Genomic DNA, 18460 nt, shown 5'->3' on the forward strand with positions numbered 1-18460 from the left:
CCGGACAAGATTGGAGAACAAGCCAAGCCGCGCCGAGGGCGGTTGTCGGAAACCTCCATAGCGGCCCGTCCCTGGGCTCCGTGAGGTGCGCGGCGTTGTCCGGCCTCGACAACGGGCGCCGCGCAGCACGTCAGGCGCGCAGCGCGTGCCAGGCCACGCCGACCTCGCGCAGGAGCGACCGCACGAGCGGCAGGCTGATCCCGACGACGCCGTGGTGGTCGCCCTCGATCCGCTCGACGTACGGCCCGCCGAGGCCGTCGACCGTGAAGGCGCCGGCCACGTGGAGCGGCTCGCCGGTGGCGACGTACGCGTCGATCTCGTCGTCGGCGAGGTCGGCGAAGTGCACGACGGTCGAGCTCGTCGCGCCGACGGCGGCGCCCGTGCCACCGGCGTCGGCCGGGCGCAGGTCCACGAGCCAGTGCCCGGTGTGCAGGACGCCGGCACGGCCGCGCATGGCGCGCCAGCGGGCGCGCGCGTCGTCCGCGTCGGCGGGCTTGCCGAGCACCTCGCCGTCGAGCTCGAGCATCGAGTCGCACCCGACCAGCAGCGCGGCGTCGTCCTCCGGCGTCCCTGCTGCGGCCGGGTCGAGCGTGCGCACGACCTCCTCCGCCTTGGCGCGCGCGAGCACGAGCACGGCGTCGACGGGCGCGAGCCCGCCGCGCTCCGCGGCGGCGTCGCGCAGCACGGCGTCCTCGTCGACCCCGGACACGCGCACGAGCGGGTCGACGCCGGCCGCGCGGAGCGTCGCGAGGCGGGCGGGGGAGCGGGAGGCGAGGAGCAGTCGGAGCACCCGCGCAGACTACCCGGCGCGGCTCGCCGCCCTGGCTACGCGAGGAGCAGCGCGGCGACGAGGAGCACGACGGGCGAGCCGACCGTCGTGACGAGGATCGCGTCGCGCGCGAGGATCTCGCCGCGCCCGAACCGCGCCGCGTAGTTGTAGACGTTCTGCGCGGTGGGCAGCGCGGCGAGCGTCACCGCCGAGGCGACGGCCGCGTCGTCGAGCCCGAGCACGAGCCGGGCGACGACGAACGCGACCACCGGCATGACGACGAGCTTGGCGGCGCTCGCGACGCCCACGGCCGCGCGCGGCTCGCCGCGCCGCAGCGGTCGCGTGCCGTGCAGCGACATGCCGAACGCGAGCAGGATCATGGGGATCGCGGCCCCGCCGAGGATGTCGAGCGGGGCCATGACCGCGACCGGCGGCGTCCAGCCGCTCACGGAGACGACGGCGCCCGCGAGCGACCCGAGGATGATCGGGTTGCGCACGGGCTGGGCGAGCACGAGCCGCCACGACGCCCGTCCGCTCGTCGTCACGTCGAGCACGAGCAGCGTGACGGGCGCGAGCACGAGGAGCTGGAGCAGGATCACCGGCACGACGGCCGTCGCGTCGCCCAGCACGTAGACCGCGACGGGCAGGCCGATGTTGTTCGCGTTCACGTAGCCGGAGCCGACGGCGCCGACCGTCGCCTCGGGGGCGGGCAGCCGCAGCCAGAGCCGGTCGACGACCACGAACACGCCGGCCGTCACGACGGCGGACGTCGCGGCGACCGCGAGGGGCGCCTGGAACAGCGCGGCGACGTCGGCCCGGGCGAGGACGGTGAACAGCAGGGCCGGGCTCGCGACGAAGAACCCGACGCGGTTGAGCGCGGTCCGCGCGTCGGGACCCCCGATGCCCAGGCGCGCGGTGACGTACCCGGCGGCCACGACGACGGCGATGACGGCGAAGCCGGTGAGGACGGCGCCCACGGGTCAGGACGCCCGGACGCCGGCCGGCCCGGGACGGCGCGCCGCCGTCCCGGGCCGGTCGTGCGCGGGGGTCACGACGAGAGCGCGTCGCGCAGCACGTCGAGGCCCACCGAGCCGAGGTTGAGCGCACGCTCGTGGAACGCCTTCGCGTCGAACTGCTCGCCGCGCGACTGCGCCGCGGCGCGTGCGTCGTCGCGCGTGGCCTCCCACAGGCGCTGCCCGACCTTGTACGACGGCGCCTGCCCCGGCCAGCCGAGGTAGCGGTCGAGCTCGAACCGCACGAACGAGTCGGGCATGTTGACGTTGGCGCGCAGGAACGCGAGCGCCTTGTCGGCGTCCCACGTGCCGCCGCCCCACTCCTGCGGGGCGGGGAGCCCGAGGTGCACGCCGATGTCGAGCACGACGCGCGCGGCACGCATGCGCTGCGCGTCGAGCATGCCGAGGCGGTCGCCGTCGTCGTCGAGGAACCCGAGGTCCGCCATGAGGCGCTCCGCGTACAGGGCCCAGCCCTCGCCGTGGCCCGAGACCCAGCACGCGAGGCGGCGCCACGTGTTGAGCGTCGCGCGCGCGTACACGGCCTGGCCGCACTGCAGGTGGTGGCCGGGAACGCCCTCGTGGTAGACGGTCGTCTTCTCGCGCCACGTGTTGAACTCGGTGACGTCCGCGGGGACGGACCACCACATGCGGCCCGGGCGGGAGAAGTCGTCGCTCGGCGGGGTGTAGTAGATCCCGCCGGTCTGCGTCGGCGCGATCATGCACTCGAGGTCGAGCACCGGCGCCGGGATGTCGAAGTGGACGCCGTTCAGCGCGGTGACCGCGGCGTCCGACGTCTCCTGCATCCAGGCCTTCAGGGCGTCCTTGCCGAGCAGCTTGCGGCTCGGGTCGGCGTCCAGCGCCGCGACCGCGTCCTCGACGCTCGCGCCGGGGCCTGCGATGCGGCGCGCGATCTCCTCCTGCTCCGCGACGACGCGCGCGAGCTCCTCCAGACCCCACGCGTACGTCTCGTCGAGGTCGACCTCGGCGCCGAGGAACGTGCGCGAGAAGAGGGCGTAGCGCTCACGGCCGACGGCGTCCTCGGCGCGGGCCTGCGGGGCGAGGGTCGTCTCGAGGAAGTCCGCGAGCCGGCCGTACGCCTCGCGCGCGGCGGCGGCGCCGTGCTCGAGCTCCTTGCGCACGAGCGAGCACGCGGCGGAGTCGTCGAGGACGGCGTCGGCCTCGGGGCCCGAGACGAAGGTCGTGAAGAAGGAGCCCTGCGGGTCGGCGAGCTCGCGCGACTGCGCCACGCCGATCCGCACCTGGCGGATCGCGGCGACGTTGCCGCGCGACGCCGCCTCCGCGAGCGACGCCATGTAGCCGTCGATCGCACCGGGAAGGCCGTTGAGGCGGGCCGCGATGTTCTCCCACGCCTCGACGGTGCCCGTCGGCATGATGTCGAAGACGTCGCGCAGCTCCTGCACGGGCGACGCGATGTTGTTGAGGCTCGCGAGCGGCTCGCCGGCCTCGTGCAGCTCGAGCTGCAGGCCGATGCGCTCGCGCATCGCCGCGAGGGTGACGCGGTCGACGTCGTCGACCGGCTCGAGGCCGTCGAGCTCGCGCAGCACCGCGCGGTCGGCCTCGGCGCGCGCCTCGTGCCCGGCGGGGGACAGGTCGGTGACGAGGTGGTCGTAGCCGGACAGGCCCATCGAGGTGGCAGCCAGCGGGTCGAGCTCGGCGACCCGCGTGACGTACGCCTCGGCGACGGCGTCGATCGGCGTGGGGGTGCGGTCGGGGGTCCCGGCGGAGGCGCCGGCGGGGGTGGTGGTGGTGTCGCTCACCCGGACGAGACTACTCGGCGCGGGGCGAGGGTTCCGTGCGATTTTCCGGCTCGTCCGGCCCGCCCGGGTGTGCCCCGTCGTCCGCGGCCGGGACGCCCCCGCGCAGCGCGGCGAGCAGGTCGTCGGCCCAGTCGCGCTGGTAGCGGACGAGCAGCACGCCGGTCGCGTCCTCGTCGTCGGCCGCGTGCCAGACGGCGACCGGGTCACCCGGGCGCGGGGCCGCCGTGCCGGTGGGCACGACGACGCGCACCGGCCGTGCCGTCGCCACGCCCGATCCCGTCGTGACGACGAGCGTCCCGCGCACGTCGTGCGCACCGGGCTGCGGGTCGTCGGTGGCCGGCGCGGGCACGGTGAGCGTGCCCGTGGCCCGGACGGGGTCGGCGAGCAGCGCGTCGCGACCGCGCGCGAGGCGCGCAGCGGCGCGGTCGTCCAGGTAGCGCACGAGCGCGAGCACGGCCGTCAGCAGCAGGCCGAGGGTGGCGACGACGACGAGCGCCTCCGGCACGGGCCAGCCGCGCGCCGCGCCCGCGCGCTGGTAGACGAGGAGCGCGACCGTCGGCACGAAGGCGACCGCCCAGGCCCAGCGTCGCCACGCGGCGACGGGCGCGACCGGCGGCAGCGCCGTCGGGTCGGCCTCGACGGCGTCGGCCGTCGGAGCCTGCTCCACGAGCACCGCCCGCTCGGGCAGCCGCCGCACGCGCGGGGAGGGGCCGGGCGTCGTCACGAGCGCAGGCTCCAGCGCCAGGAGTCGGCGTTGTGCCGCCCCGAGCGCCCGCCGAAGCTCTTCGCCGTCGCGCCGTCGCCCGTCCCGCGCAGCACGCGCGCGCGGTTGGTCCACTCGTCCACGGGCGCGACGTCGTCGGGCTCGTCGCCGGCCGCGGCCGCCGCCGCGAGCCCGGCCACGAGCGCGGCGACCTCGAGCTCGTCCGGGGCGCCGCGCACGACGCGCACGCTCGGGGTGGTGCCCACCGGCTGCTGCTCGCTCACGCGTCGTCCTCGTGCTCGTCCGTGCCGCGGCCCACGCCCCACTCCGGGACGTCGTAGCCCGCCTCGGTGAGGCGCGCGTGCGCCTCGTGGCCCCACGAGTCCAGCAGCCCGACGACGTCGTCCAGGTCCGGCCCGCCGGGGTGCGAGACGACGACGTACTCCAGGGTGAACGTGTCGTCCTCCAGGTCCGCCGGGGCGGCGTCCGCGTCGTCGGCCTCCTCGCCCTCCGTCGGCTCCCACACGGACGACGTGAGGTCGGGGTGGATGCCGAGCGCCTCGTGCAGCACGTCGAAGAGCTGGGCGTTGAGCGCGCCGACGCGCGCCTCGAGCGCGAGGACGCGCGGGTCCTCGTCCGCCTCCGACGCCCCGAACTCGGCGCGCACCCCCACGGCGGTGCCGACGTACTCGTGCAGCGCCGCGGCGAGCGCGTCGACCGCGGCGTGCATGGGTGCCGGGTCGACCGCGCCGAGCGGCGCAGGGCCGTGCGTGGCGTCCTCGTGGCTCATGACCGTCCTTCTCTCGGGCCGCTCGTGCGGCGGGTCGTCGGGTGCGTGCGGTCCGCGGCGCTCACAGGGGGATGTTGCCGTGCTTCTTGGGCGGCAGGCTCGCGCGCTTGGTCCGCAGGGCCCGCAGCGCGCGCACCACCTGCACGCGCGTCTCGGACGGGCGGATCACCGCGTCCACGTAGCCGCGCTCCGCGGCGTCCCACGGGTTGACGATCGCGTCCTCGTACTCCGCGACGAGGCGTGCGCGCTCCGCCTCGACGTCGTCGCCCGCGTCGGCCGTCCGCTTGAGCGCCGCGCGCTGCAGGATGTTCACCGCGCCGCCCGCACCCATGACCGCGACCTGCGCCGTCGGCCACGCGAGGTTGACGTCCGCGCCGAGCTGCTTGGACCCCATGACGATGTAGGCGCCGCCGTACGCCTTGCGCGTGATCACCGTGACGAGCGGGACCGTGGCCTCCGCGTAGGCGTAGATGAGCTTCGCGCCGCGGCGGATGATGCCCTGGTGCTCCTGGTCGACGCCCGGCAGGAAGCCCGGGACGTCCACGAGCGTGAGCACGGGGATGTTGAACGCGTCGCACGTGCGCACGAACCGCGCCGCCTTCTCGGCCGCGTCGATGTCGAGCGTGCCCGCCATCGCGAGGGGCTGGTTCGCCACGACGCCGACCGACTGGCCCTCCACGTGCCCGAACCCGACCAGCACGTTCTTCGCGAACAGCGGCTGGACCTCGAGGAACGCGCCCTCGTCGAGCACGTGCTCGATCACCGTGCGCATGTCGTACGGCTGCGAGTCCGAGTCCGGGACGAGCGCGTCGAGCTCCTCGTCCTCCTCCGTGACCGCGAGCTCGACGTCGTCGGGCAGGAACGACGGCGCGTCCGACAGGTTGTTCTGCGGCAGGTACGACACGAGGTGGCGCACGTAGTCGATCGCGTCGTCCTCGTCGCTGCCCAGGTAGTGCGCGACACCGGACTTCTCGTTGTGCGTCAGGCCGCCGCCGAGCTCCTCGAAGCCCACGTCCTCGCCCGTCACCGCGCGGATCACGTCCGGCCCGGTGATGAACATGTTCGACGTCTTGTCGGCCATGACGATGAAGTCCGTGAGGGCGGGGGAGTACACCGCGCCGCCCGCGCTCGGGCCGAGGATGAGCGAGATCTGCGGGATCACGCCCGACGACGCGACGTTGCGGCGGAAGATCTCCGCGAACTGCGTGAGCGCCGCGACGCCCTCCTGGATGCGCGCCCCGCCGCCGTCGGAGATGCCGATGAGCGGCACCCCGGTGCGCAGCGCGAGGTCCTGCACCTTGGTGATCTTCTGCCCGTGGACCTCGCCGAGGCTGCCGCCGAACACCGTGAAGTCCTGCGAGTACACGCACACCTGGCGGCCGTCGATCGTGCCGTGCCCGACGACGACGCCGTCGCCCGCCAGCCGCTTCTTCTCCAGGCCGAAGTTGTGGGAGCGGTGCTTCGCGAACGCGTCGAGCTCGACGAAGCTCCCCTCGTCGAGGAGCGCGTCGATGCGCTCCCTGGCCGTCTTCTTGCCGCGCGCGTGCTGCTTGGTCCGCGCCGCCTCCTCGGGCAGCCCGACCGCCTCCGCGCGACGGCGGTCGAGGTCGGCGAGCTTCGCCGCGGTCCCGGTGAGGCGGGGCGCGTCGGCGCTCTCGGTCGTCGCGGGCGAGGTCGTCGCAGAGTCCGTCACGCACCCGAGCCTAGTTGGAGGATCGCACCCACTCGATGCGGCCGCCGCCAGCACCGCGGGGGCCCGGGTTGGTGGGTCCCCACAACTCGGCCGGTCGCAGGTCGGCCGGTCCCTGCCTCGTGCGGCGCCCGCGCCGTGCGCGAGGATGGCGGGCATGGCGACCGCGCACGACCCCGAGACCCCGTCCGGCGACGAGCGACCCCCGCTGCGGGCCGACTTCCTGCGCGAGCTGCTCGTGGCGCCCGCCGGGCCGCTCGCCCGGCTCGAGGTCGTGCCCGAGTCCGCGTCCACCAACGCGGAGCTCGCGGCCGCCGTCGCGCACGACCCGGCGGCGTGGCCCGCTCCCGCGCTCCTCGTCGCCGAGCACCAGCCCGGGGGCCGCGGCCGGCTCGGCCGCTCGTGGACGACGCCGCCCCGCACCGCCCTGCTCGGCTCCCTCCTGCTGCGGCCCGGCGTGCCGCGCGAGGCCCTCAGCTGGCTCCCGCTGCTCGCCGGGCTCGCGACCGCCCGCGCGCTGCGCGCCACCGCCGGCGTCGAGGCCGTCGTCAAGTGGCCCAACGACGTCCTCGTCCCCGACCCCGGCGCGGGCGAGCCCGCACCGCTGCGCAAGGTCGCCGGCATCCTCGCCGAGGTGCTGCCCGACGGCGGGGTCGTCGTCGGCGTCGGCCTCAACGTCGCGCAGCGGCGCGACGAGCTGCCCGTCCCGACCGCCACCTCCCTCGCCCTCGTCGGGGCCGCGACCACCGACCGGGAGGTCGTGCTCGTCGCGCTGCACGAGGCCTTCGGCGAGGTCCTCGCGCGCTGGCAGGACGCCGGGGGCGACGCGCACGCCGCCGGGCTCGACGCCGACTGCGCCGAGGTCAGCGCCACGCTCGGCACGCGCGTGCGCGTCGAGCGCGTCGCGGGCGGGGACGTCGTCGGGCTCGCGACCGGGCTCGCCCCCGACGGCGGCCTCGAGGTCCGCCTCGACGACGGCACGACGGCCGTTCACCACAGCGGCGACGTGCACCACCTGCGCCCCCACGACTGACCGGCCCACGCCTGACACGCCTGACCCGAGATCGGCGGTCCGCGGCCGGATCGGCGGTCGTGCGTGCCGATCTCGCGTGCGCCCGCCGACGTCGACGAGCCCGGCCGAGGAATAGGATCGCCGGGTGCCAGTGGACCCGGAGAACGAGCTCACCCCCGCACCGTCCGCGACGACCGCGGAGGACGGCGCGCCGACCACCGAGGCCGAGGCGACCGAGGCGGTGCTCGACGAGGCGCTCCTCGGTGGACCCCGCACCCTGACCGTCGAACGGCTCGCCGAGCGGGCCGGCGTCGACGAGGACCGCGTCCGCGCCTACTGGCAGGCGCTCGGCCTCCCGCTCACCGAGGGTGAGGAGCACGCCTTCACCGAGCGCGACGCGCAGGCGCTCGCGGACGTGTTCGCGTTCGCCGAGCAGGAGCAGCTCGACCAGCGCGCGCTCACGACGCTCATCCGCTCGACGGGGCACACGACCGAGCGCCTCGTGCTGTGGCAGGTCGAGGCGCTCGTCGAGCACCTCACGCGGCGGTTCGACCTCGACGACACGAGCGCGCGCCTGCTCGTGCTCGACCGGCTGCCCGAGCTCGCGCCCGTCCTCGAGGAGCAGCTCCTGCACGCGTGGCGGCGCCAGCTCGCGGCCGTCGCCGGCAGGTTCGCGGTCGAGTTCTCCGACGCCCGTGCGACGGCCGTCGACGAGCACGAGCTCCCGCTGCCGCGCGCGGTCGGGTTCGCGGACATCGTGTCCTTCACGCAGCGCACGCGCGGCCTCGGCTCGAGCGAGCTCGCCGAGTTCGTGCAGCTCTTCGAGACGAGCGCGCGCGACGTCATCACCGCGGCGGGCGGGCGCGTCGTCAAGACGATCGGCGACGCGGTGCTCTACGTGGCCGACGACGTCGCGACCGGCGCGCGCGTCGCGCTCGGCCTGGCCGCGGCGGGCGGCCGTGAGGAGGACGTCGACGTGCCGCCCGTGCGCGTGAGCCTCGTGTGGGGCCGCGTGCTGTCCCGGTTCGGCGACGTGTTCGGCCCGAGCGTCAACCTCGCGGCGCGCCTCGTCGACATCGCCGACCCGACGACGGTGCTCGTCGACCGCGAGACGGCGGGCCTGCTCGCCGGCGACCAGCGGTTCGCGCTCACGGCACAGCCCGAGACGGAGGTGCAGGGTCTCGGCACGATCGAGCCCGTGCGCCTCCAGTGGGCCTACCGCGGCTGACCGGCTGCGCCGGGCGCGCGGCCGCTGAGGTGCGCGCGGCAGGACAGGGCCCGGTCAGACCGCCTCGAGGAGTCCCGGGCCGTCGTTCGTCACCGAGTTGACCAGGGTCGAGATCTCGCGCGCGACCATGGGGACGTCGTCGTGCGGGCCGCCGAGCCCGAGGAGGTCGGCGGCGCCCCGCGCGTCGACCGCCGGGTCGAGCCACGCGTCCCAGGCGTCGGACGGCAGGGCGAGCGGCATGCGGTCGTGGATCTCGGCGAGGTAGGGCGCCGCGTCGGTCGTGATGATGGTCGTCGAGACGAGCCAGCGGTCCGGGTCGTCGTCCGCCTTGGTGCGGTCGCGCCAGAACTCGTAGAGCCCCGCGAACGCGGCGCTGCGCCCGTCGTCGGGCGCGATCCAGTACGGCTGCTTGGGGACCTTGCCCCGGCGCGCCGGCGCGCCCGCGGACCCGGCGGGGGACGTGCCGTCGGGCAGGACGCGCCACTCGTAGTAGCCGTCGGCGGGCACGAGGCACCGGCGCACGCCGAACGGCTTGGCGAACGCCGGCTTGTCGAGGATCGACTCCGCGCGCGCGTTGATCATGCGCGCGCCGCCCTTCGGGTCCTTCGACCACGACGGCACGAGGCCCCAGCGCGCGAGCCGCAGCGAGCGGCGCACCTCGCCCGTGTCCTTCGCGGCGCGCTCGACGACGATCCGCACCGGGTCCGTCGGCGCGAGGTTCCACGACGGCGGGAGGAGGCGCGCGTCGTCGGCCACGTCGGCGATCGCGAACTCGTCCGCGAGGTCCTGGGCGTCCCGGAAGGAGGCGTAGCGTCCGCACATGCCTCCAGGGTGCCGCACGCCACCCACGCTCGCGTCGGGCCGGCGGGCGGGCGCACGGGAAGGGCCGCCGGGCTGGGCGCGCGACGCGCGGGCCTGCGCCGGGGGAGAGCAGGGTCACGCCCGTGAGCCCGGTCCGCACGCGATCGAATCGTTACGATGGGAGTCATGCCACCCTCCTCGGTCGACCCCGCCGTGCCCCGACCGAGATCGTCCGCCCGCTGGGTCCTGCTCCTCGGCGCGCTCGCCACGCTGCCCGCGCTCACGGTGGACATGTACCTCCCGCTCCTGCCCGAGGTGGGCGCCGAGCTCGGTGCGCCCGACTCCCTCGCGCAGCTCACGCTGTCCGGCATGCTCCTCGGCGGCGCCGTCGGGCAGCTCGTCATCGGGCCGCTCTCGGACCGCTACGGCCGTCGTCTGCCCGTGCTCGTCGGGCTCTCGCTGCACGTCGTCACGTCGATCCTGTGCGCGTTCGCGCCCAACATCGGCATCCTCGTCGGCCTGCGCGTGCTCCAGGGGTTCTTCAACGCGTCCGCGTCCGTCGTCGCGATCGCCGCCATCCGCGACCGGTTCACCGGGTCCGAGGCCGCGCGCGTCCTGTCGCGGCTCATGCTCGTCATCGGGCTCGCGCCGCTCCTCGCGCCCTCCATCGGGTCGTTCATCGGCGCGCACGCCACCTGGCGGGCGGTCTTCTGGGTCCTCGCGCTCGGCGGCGTCGTGCTCGGCGCGATCGTCCTGTTCTTCATGCCCGAGTCCCTGCCGCTCGAGCGTCGTCGCCCCGCCGGAGCGCGCACCGTCCTGCGCGGGTACGCGGGTCTCCTGCGCGACCGGCACTTCGTCGCGCTCGCCGTGCTCCCCGGTCTCGGGCAGGCCGTGCTCATGAGCTACGTCGTCGGCTCACCCTTCGTCCTGCAGGAGGGGTACGGGCTCAGCCACGGGCAGTTCGCGCTCCTGTTCGCCGTGAACGGCATCGGGCTCGTGCTGTCGGCGCAGGCGAACGCCGCGCTCGTCCGCCGCGTCGCGCCCGTGCGGCTGCTCCGGACGGCGCTCGTGGTGCAGGGCGTGTTCGCCGTCGGCCTCCTCGTGGTCGCCCTGACGGGGGCGGGCGGCATCGTCGGGATCGTCGCCGCGCTGTTCCTCGTCCTGTCCATGCAGGGCCTCATCCCCGCGAACGCCTCCGCGCTCGCGCTCACGCGGCACGGCGAGATCGCCGGCACCGCCGCCGCGGTCATCGGCGCGTTCCAGGCCGGCGTCGCCGGGCTCGTGAGCCCGCTCGTCGGCGTCCTCGGCGGCGACGCCGTCGCGATGTCCACCGTCATGCTCGGGGCGGTCGTCGCGTCGATCCTCGTGCTCGCGCTCGCCACGCCGGCGTTCCGCCGCGGGGGCTGGCACACGCCCGTCTGACCCGGTCTTCGCCGCCCTTTCACACGTCCTCCCGCTGGTCCGGCGCACGCATTCGCGCACGACCCTCTACTCTCGGACCGTGCCAAAGACCGCCCCCGCCTCGCCGCCCGCACGCGCGAGGTCCCGCGCGACGCAGGAGACACGCTCCCGCAAGGGGGCGACGGACAAGCCCGCCGGGGGCCCGCACCACGCCCGCGCGCTTCGCTCGCACCGCGTCGCCCGGGCGATCGGGCTCGTCCTCACCGGCGCGTTCGTCTTCCTGGCCGTCGGCGCCGGAGCCGTGTACCTCGACCTCAAGTCGAAGATCACCGTGAGCGACGTGTCCGAGTACGTGGTCGGCATGCCGACCGAGGAACCGCCGAAGGACCCCTCCGACCCGTTCGCGGGCAAGGCGCTCAACATCCTCGTCATGGGCACGGACTACCGCGACGCCGAGAACGCCGCGCTCGCGGGCGAGGAGGAGGGCATGCGGTCCGACACCACGTTCATCGTGCACGTGTCCGGCGACCGCACGCGCATGGAGGTCGTGTCGATCCCGCGCGACTCGCTCGTCGACCTGCCCGCGTGCAAGCTCCCCGACGGGTCGATGTCCTCGCCCCGGCGCAACACCATGTTCAACGAGGCGTTCCAGATCGGGTCGGGCGGCGTCGACGACATGGAGGCGGCCGCCGGCTGCACGATCTCGTCGGTCTACAGCCTCACGGGGGTGCCCATCACCAACCACGTCGTGGTGAAGATGACCGGGGTCATCGGCGTGGTCGACGCGATCGACGGCGTGACCATGTGCTTCCCGGAGCCCATCGTCGAGAACCCGAAGTACGGCACGCTGAACCTCCCCGCCGGTCAGTACACGCTCAACGGTCACGAGGCGATCGGCTTCCTCCGTGCGCGCCATGGGACGGGCATGGGCCTCGAGGTGGGCTCCGACCTCACCCGCATCGCCCGGCAGCAGGCGTTCATCGACTCGGCGGTGCGCGAGCTGCTCTCGCAGAACATCATCACCAACTCGCCCCAGCTCTACGGGGTCATCGAGGCCGTGCTCGGCTCCATCAGCGCGGACCCGACGATCGCGGACCCGACGGCGCTCGCCGGGCTCGCGTTCAGCCTGCGTGCCATCAAGCCCTCCGAGGTCGTCTTCACCCAGGTCCCCGTCGTGGACGCGGCGAGCGACCGCAACCGCGTCGAGTGGACGGCGGAGGCCGACGCGATCTGGCAGCGGCTGATCGACGACGCGCCCCCGCCCGGCCACGAGCCCGTCACCGACCCGCGCGACGACGCCACGGCCCCCGCGGACGGCGCGACCGACCCCGGAGCGGGGACGGACCCGGGCACCACCGACCCCGGGACCGGTGCCGTCGACCCCGGCACGGGCGCGACGGACCCCGGTGCCGGGACCGACCCGGGAGCCAGTGAGACGGAGGAGCCACGCGACGGCGTGTGCGCCTGACCTCGCTCAGGGCCGCGACGCGCCGAGCGCGGCCAGGCGCCGCACGGCCTCGTGCAGGACGTCCTCGCGCTTGACGAACGTGAACCGGACGCGGGACGCGAGCGCGCGCGCCGTCGTCGACCCCTGGGTGCAGAACGCGCTCACGGGGACGGCCACGACGCCCGCGAGGGCGGGCAGCTCGCGGCACAGCGCGGTGCCGTCCTCGAATCCGAGCGCGGCGCCGTCGGCGATGACGAAGTACGTGCCCTGCGGCACGACGACGTCGAACCCGGCGCGGACCAGGCCCTCGCACAGCAGGTCACGGCGTGCGGCGAGCGAGTCGGCGAGCGCGCGCGGGGTCTCGTCGTCCGCGAGCGCGTCGGCGATCGCGGGCTGGAACGGCGCGCCCGACGTGTAGGTGAGGAACTGCTTCACCGTGCGGACCGCCGTCACGAGCGGCTCGGGGCCGTGCAGCCACCCCACCTTCCACCCCGTGAACGAGAACGTCTTGCCGGCCGAGGAGATGGTGATCGTCCGCTGCCGCATCCCCGGCAGCGTCGCGATCGGCACGTGCCGGGCGTCGTCGAACGTCAGGTGCTCGTACACCTCGTCCGTGACGACCACGACGTCGTGCCGGCGCGCGACGGCGGCGATCGCGTCGAGCTCGTCGAGGTCGAGGACCGTGCCCGTCGGGTTGTGCGGCGAGTTCACGACGATCAGGCGCGTCCGGTCGGTGACGGCGGTGCCCAGCGCGTCCACGTCGAGCCGGAAGCGGTCGGGGCCGGGGAGCAGGGGGACCGTGACGTGCCGCGCGCCGGCGAGCGCGATGCACGCGGCGTGGGAGTCGTAGAACGGCTCCAGCGTCACGACGTCGTCGCCCGGCCCGGCGAGCGCGAGGATCGTCGCCGCGAGCGCCTCGGTCGCGCCCGTCGTCACGAGCACCTCGGTCTCCGGGTCCGGGTCCAGGCCGTAGTGGCGGAGCTGGTGGCTCGCGACGGCGTTGCGCAGCTCGAGGATGCCCGGGCCCGGCGGGTACTGGTTGTGGCCGTCCTCGATCGCACGCACCGCGGCGTGCTTCACCGCGGCCGGGCCGTCGACGTCCGGGAAGCCCTGCCCGAGGTTGATCGCCCCGCTGCGCTGCGCGAGCGCCGTCATCTCGGCGAAGATCGTCGCCGCGACCGCGCCGTCGGCGCCCAGGAGGCCCGTGGCGCGCGCGGCGGCCTGCCAGCGGCCGGGCGGGAGGTCCGTCATGGCCCGACCCTAGCCGTCGCGACGACCACGATGTGGGACGCCGGGAGGGGGGTCCCCTCTCGACGGCGCGGGATTCCGGGGCGCCCGCGACCTTGTCCACAGGGGCGGTTCACGGGGGCGCGTCCATGCCCTACTCTCTGGCGCAGATCGTTGACGACCGGCGGGGCAGCCGGCCGACGGAGCAGGGGGAATGCTCGACATGTCTACGGACACGCACGCCGTCGGCGTGCTCGAGGGCGAGGTGCGCGAGCTCGTCCGACGGCGCGGGGTGGACCCCGCGCGCGACCGCGCGGCCGTCGACCAGCTCGTGCGCGACGTCGTCGCGGACTACGAGACGCGCAGCGCGCTCGGGGCCGTCGCGCCGCTCGCCGACCCGGCCGCCGCCGGTCGCGCGGTCGTCGACGCCGTCGCCGGGCTCGGGCCGCTCCAGCCGTACCTCGACGACCCGGAGATCGAGGAGATCTGGATCAACGCGCCCTCCCAGGTGTTCGTGGCGCGCGGCGGCTCGTCGGAGCTGACGACGACGATCCTCACGTCGCAGCAGGTGCGCGACCTCGTGGAGCAGATGCTGCGGTCGTCCGGGCGTCGGCTCGACCTGTCGAGCCCGTTCGTCGACGCGTGCCTCCCGGGAGGGGAGCGGCTGCACGTCGTCATCCCCGACGTCACGCGCAGCGAGTGGGCGGTGAACATCCGCAAGCACGTCGTCCGGGCGTCGCACCTGGACGACCTGGTCCGGCTCGGCGCGCTCCCGCCCCAGGCCGCCGCGTTCCTGGACGCGTCCGTGCGGGCCGGGCTGAACATCCTCGTCGCGGGAGCCACGCAGGCGGGCAAGACGACGATGCTCAACGCCCTCGCCGGGTCGGTCCCGCCCGCGCAGCGCGTCGTCACGTGCGAGGAGGTGTTCGAGCTGCGCTTCGCCGTGCGCGACGTCGTGTCGCTCCAGTGCCGGCAGCCGAGCCTCGAGGGCACGGGGGAGATCCCCCTGCGGCGCCTGGTGAAGGAGGCGCTGCGCATGCGCCCGGACCGCATCGTCATCGGCGAGGTCCGCGAGGCGGAGAGCCTCGACCTGCTCGTCGCGCTGAACGCCGGAGTTCCGGGGATGTGCACGATCCACGCGAACTCCGCCCGGGAGGCGATCACCAAGATGTGCACGCTGCCCCTGCTCGCGGGCGAGAACGTCTCGGACCGCTTCGTGGTGCCGACGGTCGCGTCCGCGATCGACCTCGTCGTGCACCTGGGCGTCGACGCAGACGGGCGTCGCGGCGTGCGCGAGATCCTCGGTGTGACGGGCCGCGTCGAGCAGGGCGTCGTGGAGGCCGCGGAGATCTTCGTGCGTTCGGGCGACCGGCTGGTGCGGGCGGGAGGCTTCCCGCCGCGCGCGGAGCGCTTCGCGCGCGCGGGCATCGACCTGGCAGCGGTCCTGCGGGCGGGCCCGGCCAGTGCCGACGTGCTCGACGGCGCCGCGCCGACGAGGGTGGGCTGACCGTGGGCGTGGCGGTGGGCCTCCTCCTCGGCGCGGGGCTGTTCTGCGTCTGGTGGTCGTTCTGGGCGCCCGGGCCCCCGCGCGTGCGTCGTGCCGACGGGTGGGCAGCGCGCACGCAGGACCTGCTCGTCCAGGCCGGTGCACCGGCGGTGACACCCGGTGCCCTGGTGGTCGCGAGCGTCGGCGTCGGGCTCGTCGTCCTCGTGGCCGGGGCGGTCCTCGCGCGCTCGTGGACCATCGCGGCCTGCTTCGCCGTGATCGCCGCGGGTGCGCCCTCCCTCCTCGTGCGGTCCCGCGCCCGGCGGCGGCGTGCACGGCTGCGGGAGGTGTGGCCCGAGGTGCTGGACCACCTGTCCTCGGGCGTGCGCGCGGGGCTGTCGCTGCCCGAGGCCGTCGGCCAGCTCGGCGAGCGCGGTCCGGTCGAGCTGCGCGAGCCGTTCACCCAGTTCGCGCGGGACTACCGCGCGTCCGGCCGGTTCGGGGAGTGCCTCGACCTGCTCAAGGACCGGCTCGCGGACCCGGTCGCCGACCGCATCGTCGAGGCGCTCCGGATCACGCGGGACGTCGGCGGCACCGACCTGGGACGCCTCCTGCGCACCCTGTCGACCTTCCTGCGCGAGGACGCCCGCACGCGCGGTGAGCTCGAGGCCCGCCAGTCGTGGACCGTGAACGGGGCGCGACTCGCGGTCGCCGGCCCGTGGGTCGTGCTCGGCTTCCTCGCGACACGCCCGGAGACGGCGGCCGCGTACAACTCCATGGCGGGTGCGGTCGTCCTCGCCGCCGGCGCGGCGTGCTCCGCGGCGGCGTACCAGCTGATGCTGCGGATCGGGCGGCTGCCCGAGGAAGAGCGGGTGCTGCGATGAGCGTCGTCGACGTGTCCTGGACCGGTGCCGCGCTCGGCGCGCTCGGCGGGCTCGGTGTCCTCCTCGTGGTCGCCGGGCTCCGGGGGCGGTCGATCCGCCTCGACGAGCGGCTCGCGCCCTACCTGCGCACCCACGACCGCACGTCCGTCCTGCTGCGCGACCACCCTGTGCGATCACCCTTCCCGACCCTCGAACGACTCCTCGCGCCGCTGCTCGCCGACGCGGGACGCGCGCTGGAGAGGTTCGGCTCGACGGCGTCCGACGTCCGGCGCCGCCTCGACCGTGCCGGCCGCGGACGCAGCGTCGAGCAGTTCCGCGCACGGCAGCTCGTGTGGGGCGTCGTCGGGCTCGGCGGCGGGACGGCGCTCGCCGTGCTGCTCGCGGCGACGCAGGGGTCGTCCGTCGCCGCCCTGGTGATCCTCGTGCTGCTGTGCGGCGTCGGCGGGGTGCTCGCGTGCGACCACGCGCTGACCCGCGCCGTGCGACGTCGGGAGGAGCGCATGCTCGCCGAGTTCCCCACGGTCGCCGAGCTCCTCGCGCTCGCGGTGAACGCGGGCGAGGGGCCGGTCGCCGCGCTCGAGCGCGTCGCGACCACCGCGCACGGCGAGCTCTCCGGCGAGCTGCGCACGACCCTCGCGACCGTGCGTGCCGGGACCCCGCTCGCCCGGGCGCTCGAGCAGCTCGCCGACCGCACCGAGCTGCCGAGCCTCACCCGATTCGCGGAGGGGGTCGCGGTGGCCGTCGAACGGGGGACCCCGCTCGCCGACGTGCTGCGTGCGCAGGCGCAGGACGTGCGCGAGTCGGGACGCCGCGCGCTCATGGAGGCGGGCGGGAGGAAAGAGGTCGTGATGATGGTCCCCGTCGTCTTCCTCATCCTTCCCGTGACGGTGGTCTACGCCGTCTTCCCGTCGCTCGCGACCCTGCGGCTCGGCTTCTGAGCAGCGGCCCACGACCGTCCGGCACGACCGTCCGGCACGACCGATCGAAACGACGACGAAGGAGAAGCATGCAGGGGTGGAGTCGAGGGAACCAGGCCGTGCGCGCCGCAGCGCGCGGTGCGCTCGGGCGGCTGACCGGTCAGGACCCGGAACGCGGTGACGTGCCAGGCTGGGTGCTCATCACCCTGATGACGGCCGGGTTGGTGATCGCCCTGTGGGCCGTCGCCGGGCCGGCGCTGACGCAGGCCTTCAGCAACGCCATCTCGAGCGTCGGCGCCCCCTGAGGTGGTGCGTCGCGGTGGCCCGGGAGTCGGCGTCGAGGACCCGGAGCGGGGCTTCGCCGTCGTCGAGTTCACCCTCGTCTCCGTCCTCGTGCTCGCGCTGTTCCTCGGGGTCGTCCAGGTCGCGCTCGCCGTCCACGTGCGCGCGACGCTGGTGGACTGCGCCGCGGAGGGCGCCCGCGTCGCAGGTCGTGCCGACCGTGGCCCGCACGACGGCGCGGCCCGCACGCGCGACCTCGTCGTGTCCGCGCTCTCGGCGCGGTACGCGCAGGACGTCGTCGCGCGCCAGACCGTCGTGGACGGTCTGCCCGTCGTCGAGGTCACGGTGACCGCGCCGCTCCCGGTCGTCGGGCTGCTCGGCCCGGCCGGAGCACTCACGGTCCGCGGTCACGCGCTGGAGGAGGCCCCGTGACGCGCCTGCTCGCTCGGCTCCGCGCGAGGCTGACGGGGCAGCGCTCGGACCGGGGGAGCGCGGTCGTCGAGTTCCTCGGCGTCGCCCTCGTCCTCCTCCTGCCGGTCCTCTACCTCGTGCTCACGGTGGGTCGGGTGCAGGCCGCGACGTTCGCCGTGGAGGGCGCCTCCCGCGAGGCGGCGCGCGCGTTCGTCACGGCACCGTCGAGCGACGACGGCGCCCGGCTCGCCTCGGCGGCCGTGGCTCTGGCGCTCGGCGACCAGGGGTTCGCCCCGAGCGCGGGCGGTCTGACGATCGCCTGCTCGTCACAGGTCTGCCTGGAGCCGGGCGGCGAGGTGACGGCGCACGTCCGGCTCGACGTGCCGCTCCCGCTCGTGCCCGAGCTCGTGCGGGAGGTCGTCCCTCTCGCGGTCCCCGTGGAGGCGCGGCACGTCGCGTCCGTCGACGCGTACGCGGCGCGGCGGCCGTGAGCGCCCCGTCGCCCGCGAGCGCCGCGTCTCCCATGAGCGCCCCGACACCCATGAGCACCCCGTCGCCCCTGGGCGCCACGACACGCGGAGGCGCGCCGGTACCCGTAGGCACGCCGGCACCCACAGGCGC

The 18460-nt window shown here is 75.2% G+C and carries 19 protein-coding genes; 10 read left to right on the forward strand and 9 right to left on the reverse strand.

The genetic code is table 11. From position 1 onward, the window contains the following. Positions 1-130: 130 nt before the first annotated feature. The 7 genes from MT994_RS10100 to MT994_RS10130 form a co-directional block, all read right to left on the reverse strand. Positions 131-790 (reverse strand): nucleoside triphosphate pyrophosphatase, encoded by a 660-nt coding sequence (locus tag MT994_RS10100; protein ID WP_034653941.1) that lies wholly within the window; start codon positions 788-790, stop codon positions 131-133. 35 nt (positions 791-825) lie between these two features. Beyond that, complete coding sequence (locus MT994_RS10105) at positions 826-1746, reverse strand: AEC family transporter (RefSeq protein WP_194522320.1); 921 nt, start codon at positions 1744-1746, stop codon at positions 826-828. A 71-nt stretch (positions 1747-1817) separates the two neighbouring features. Further along, complete coding sequence (locus MT994_RS10110) at positions 1818-3560, reverse strand: DUF885 domain-containing protein (RefSeq protein WP_354806093.1); 1743 nt, start codon at positions 3558-3560, stop codon at positions 1818-1820. 10 nt (positions 3561-3570) lie between these two features. Beyond that, positions 3571-4284: a hypothetical protein gene (locus tag MT994_RS10115; RefSeq protein ID WP_354806095.1), complete on the reverse strand. Its 714-nt coding sequence runs from the start codon at positions 4282-4284 to the stop codon at positions 3571-3573. Next, the gene (locus tag MT994_RS10120) at positions 4281-4547 is read right to left on the reverse strand and encodes an acyl-CoA carboxylase epsilon subunit (protein WP_228485279.1); all 267 of its coding nucleotides are present in this window, start codon (positions 4545-4547) and stop codon (positions 4281-4283) included. The genes MT994_RS10115 and MT994_RS10120 overlap by 4 nt, the downstream gene beginning before the upstream one ends. Next, positions 4544-5053 carry a hypothetical protein gene (locus MT994_RS10125; protein ID WP_137280237.1) on the reverse strand — a complete coding sequence of 170 codons (510 nt, stop codon included), beginning with the start codon at positions 5051-5053 and terminating at the stop codon, positions 4544-4546. The genes MT994_RS10120 and MT994_RS10125 overlap by 4 nt, the downstream gene beginning before the upstream one ends. A gap of 61 nt (positions 5054-5114) precedes the next feature. Next, the gene (locus tag MT994_RS10130; RefSeq protein ID WP_085388242.1) at positions 5115-6746 is read right to left on the reverse strand and encodes an acyl-CoA carboxylase subunit beta; all 1632 of its coding nucleotides are present in this window, start codon (positions 6744-6746) and stop codon (positions 5115-5117) included. Between the two features lie 154 nt (positions 6747-6900). Between MT994_RS10130 and MT994_RS10135 the strand changes: the two genes are divergently transcribed. Together MT994_RS10135 and MT994_RS10140 are read left to right on the forward strand one after the other, a co-directional pair. Then, positions 6901-7776: a biotin--[acetyl-CoA-carboxylase] ligase gene (locus tag MT994_RS10135; protein WP_354806097.1), complete on the forward strand. Its 876-nt coding sequence runs from the start codon at positions 6901-6903 to the stop codon at positions 7774-7776. Positions 7777-7996: 220 nt separating this feature from the next. Beyond that, positions 7997-8983 (forward strand): adenylate/guanylate cyclase domain-containing protein, encoded by a 987-nt coding sequence (locus tag MT994_RS10140; RefSeq protein ID WP_051027504.1) that lies wholly within the window; start codon positions 7997-7999, stop codon positions 8981-8983. A gap of 54 nt (positions 8984-9037) precedes the next feature. Here the strand turns inward: MT994_RS10140 and MT994_RS10145 are convergent, their stop codons facing one another. Beyond that, a complete protein-coding gene (locus tag MT994_RS10145) occupies positions 9038-9805 on the reverse strand; it encodes an SOS response-associated peptidase (protein ID WP_354806098.1) in 768 nt (255 codons plus the stop codon). A gap of 165 nt (positions 9806-9970) precedes the next feature. Between MT994_RS10145 and MT994_RS10150 the strand changes: the two genes are divergently transcribed. Beyond that, positions 9971-11206, forward strand: a complete 1236-nt coding sequence (locus tag MT994_RS10150) for a multidrug effflux MFS transporter (protein WP_086151473.1) — start codon at positions 9971-9973, stop codon at positions 11204-11206. A gap of 79 nt (positions 11207-11285) precedes the next feature. Further along, positions 11286-12653, forward strand: coding sequence for an LCP family protein (locus tag MT994_RS10155; RefSeq protein ID WP_354806100.1), 1368 nt, complete (start codon positions 11286-11288; stop codon positions 12651-12653). Positions 12654-12659: 6 nt separating this feature from the next. Here the strand turns inward: MT994_RS10155 and MT994_RS10160 are convergent, their stop codons facing one another. Continuing rightward, on the reverse strand, positions 12660-13883 hold the full coding sequence (locus tag MT994_RS10160; RefSeq protein ID WP_354806101.1) for a pyridoxal phosphate-dependent aminotransferase: 1224 nt from the start codon (positions 13881-13883) through the stop codon (positions 12660-12662). A 199-nt stretch (positions 13884-14082) separates the two neighbouring features. Here MT994_RS10160 and MT994_RS10165 point away from each other — a divergent pair, with 199 nt between their 5' ends. The 6 genes from MT994_RS10165 to MT994_RS10190 all read left to right on the forward strand — a co-directional run bounded on the left by MT994_RS10165 (position 14083) and on the right by MT994_RS10190 (position 18330). After that, the gene (locus MT994_RS10165) at positions 14083-15366 is read left to right on the forward strand and encodes an ATPase, T2SS/T4P/T4SS family (protein ID WP_354806136.1); all 1284 of its coding nucleotides are present in this window, start codon (positions 14083-14085) and stop codon (positions 15364-15366) included. Positions 15367-15368: 2 nt separating this feature from the next. Next, positions 15369-16229 carry a type II secretion system F family protein gene (locus tag MT994_RS10170; protein WP_354806102.1) on the forward strand — a complete coding sequence of 287 codons (861 nt, stop codon included), beginning with the start codon at positions 15369-15371 and terminating at the stop codon, positions 16227-16229. Beyond that, positions 16226-17167, forward strand: a complete 942-nt coding sequence (locus MT994_RS10175) for a type II secretion system F family protein (RefSeq protein WP_354806103.1) — start codon at positions 16226-16228, stop codon at positions 17165-17167. The genes MT994_RS10170 and MT994_RS10175 overlap by 4 nt, the downstream gene beginning before the upstream one ends. Positions 17168-17265: 98 nt before the next feature. Continuing rightward, positions 17266-17451, forward strand: a complete 186-nt coding sequence (locus MT994_RS10180; RefSeq protein ID WP_034653966.1) for a hypothetical protein — start codon at positions 17266-17268, stop codon at positions 17449-17451. Between the two features lie 4 nt (positions 17452-17455). Continuing rightward, a complete protein-coding gene (locus MT994_RS10185) occupies positions 17456-17860 on the forward strand; it encodes a TadE family protein (RefSeq protein ID WP_354806105.1) in 405 nt (134 codons plus the stop codon). Then, positions 17857-18330: a TadE/TadG family type IV pilus assembly protein gene (locus tag MT994_RS10190; protein ID WP_354806107.1), complete on the forward strand. Its 474-nt coding sequence runs from the start codon at positions 17857-17859 to the stop codon at positions 18328-18330. Before MT994_RS10185 ends, MT994_RS10190 begins: the two co-directional genes overlap by 4 nt. Positions 18331-18460: the final 130 nt, after the last annotated feature.

This window comes from Cellulosimicrobium sp. MI9406, from assembly GCF_040595865.1.
GTDB classification, from domain to species: domain Bacteria; phylum Actinomycetota; class Actinomycetes; order Actinomycetales; family Cellulomonadaceae; genus Cellulosimicrobium; species Cellulosimicrobium funkei.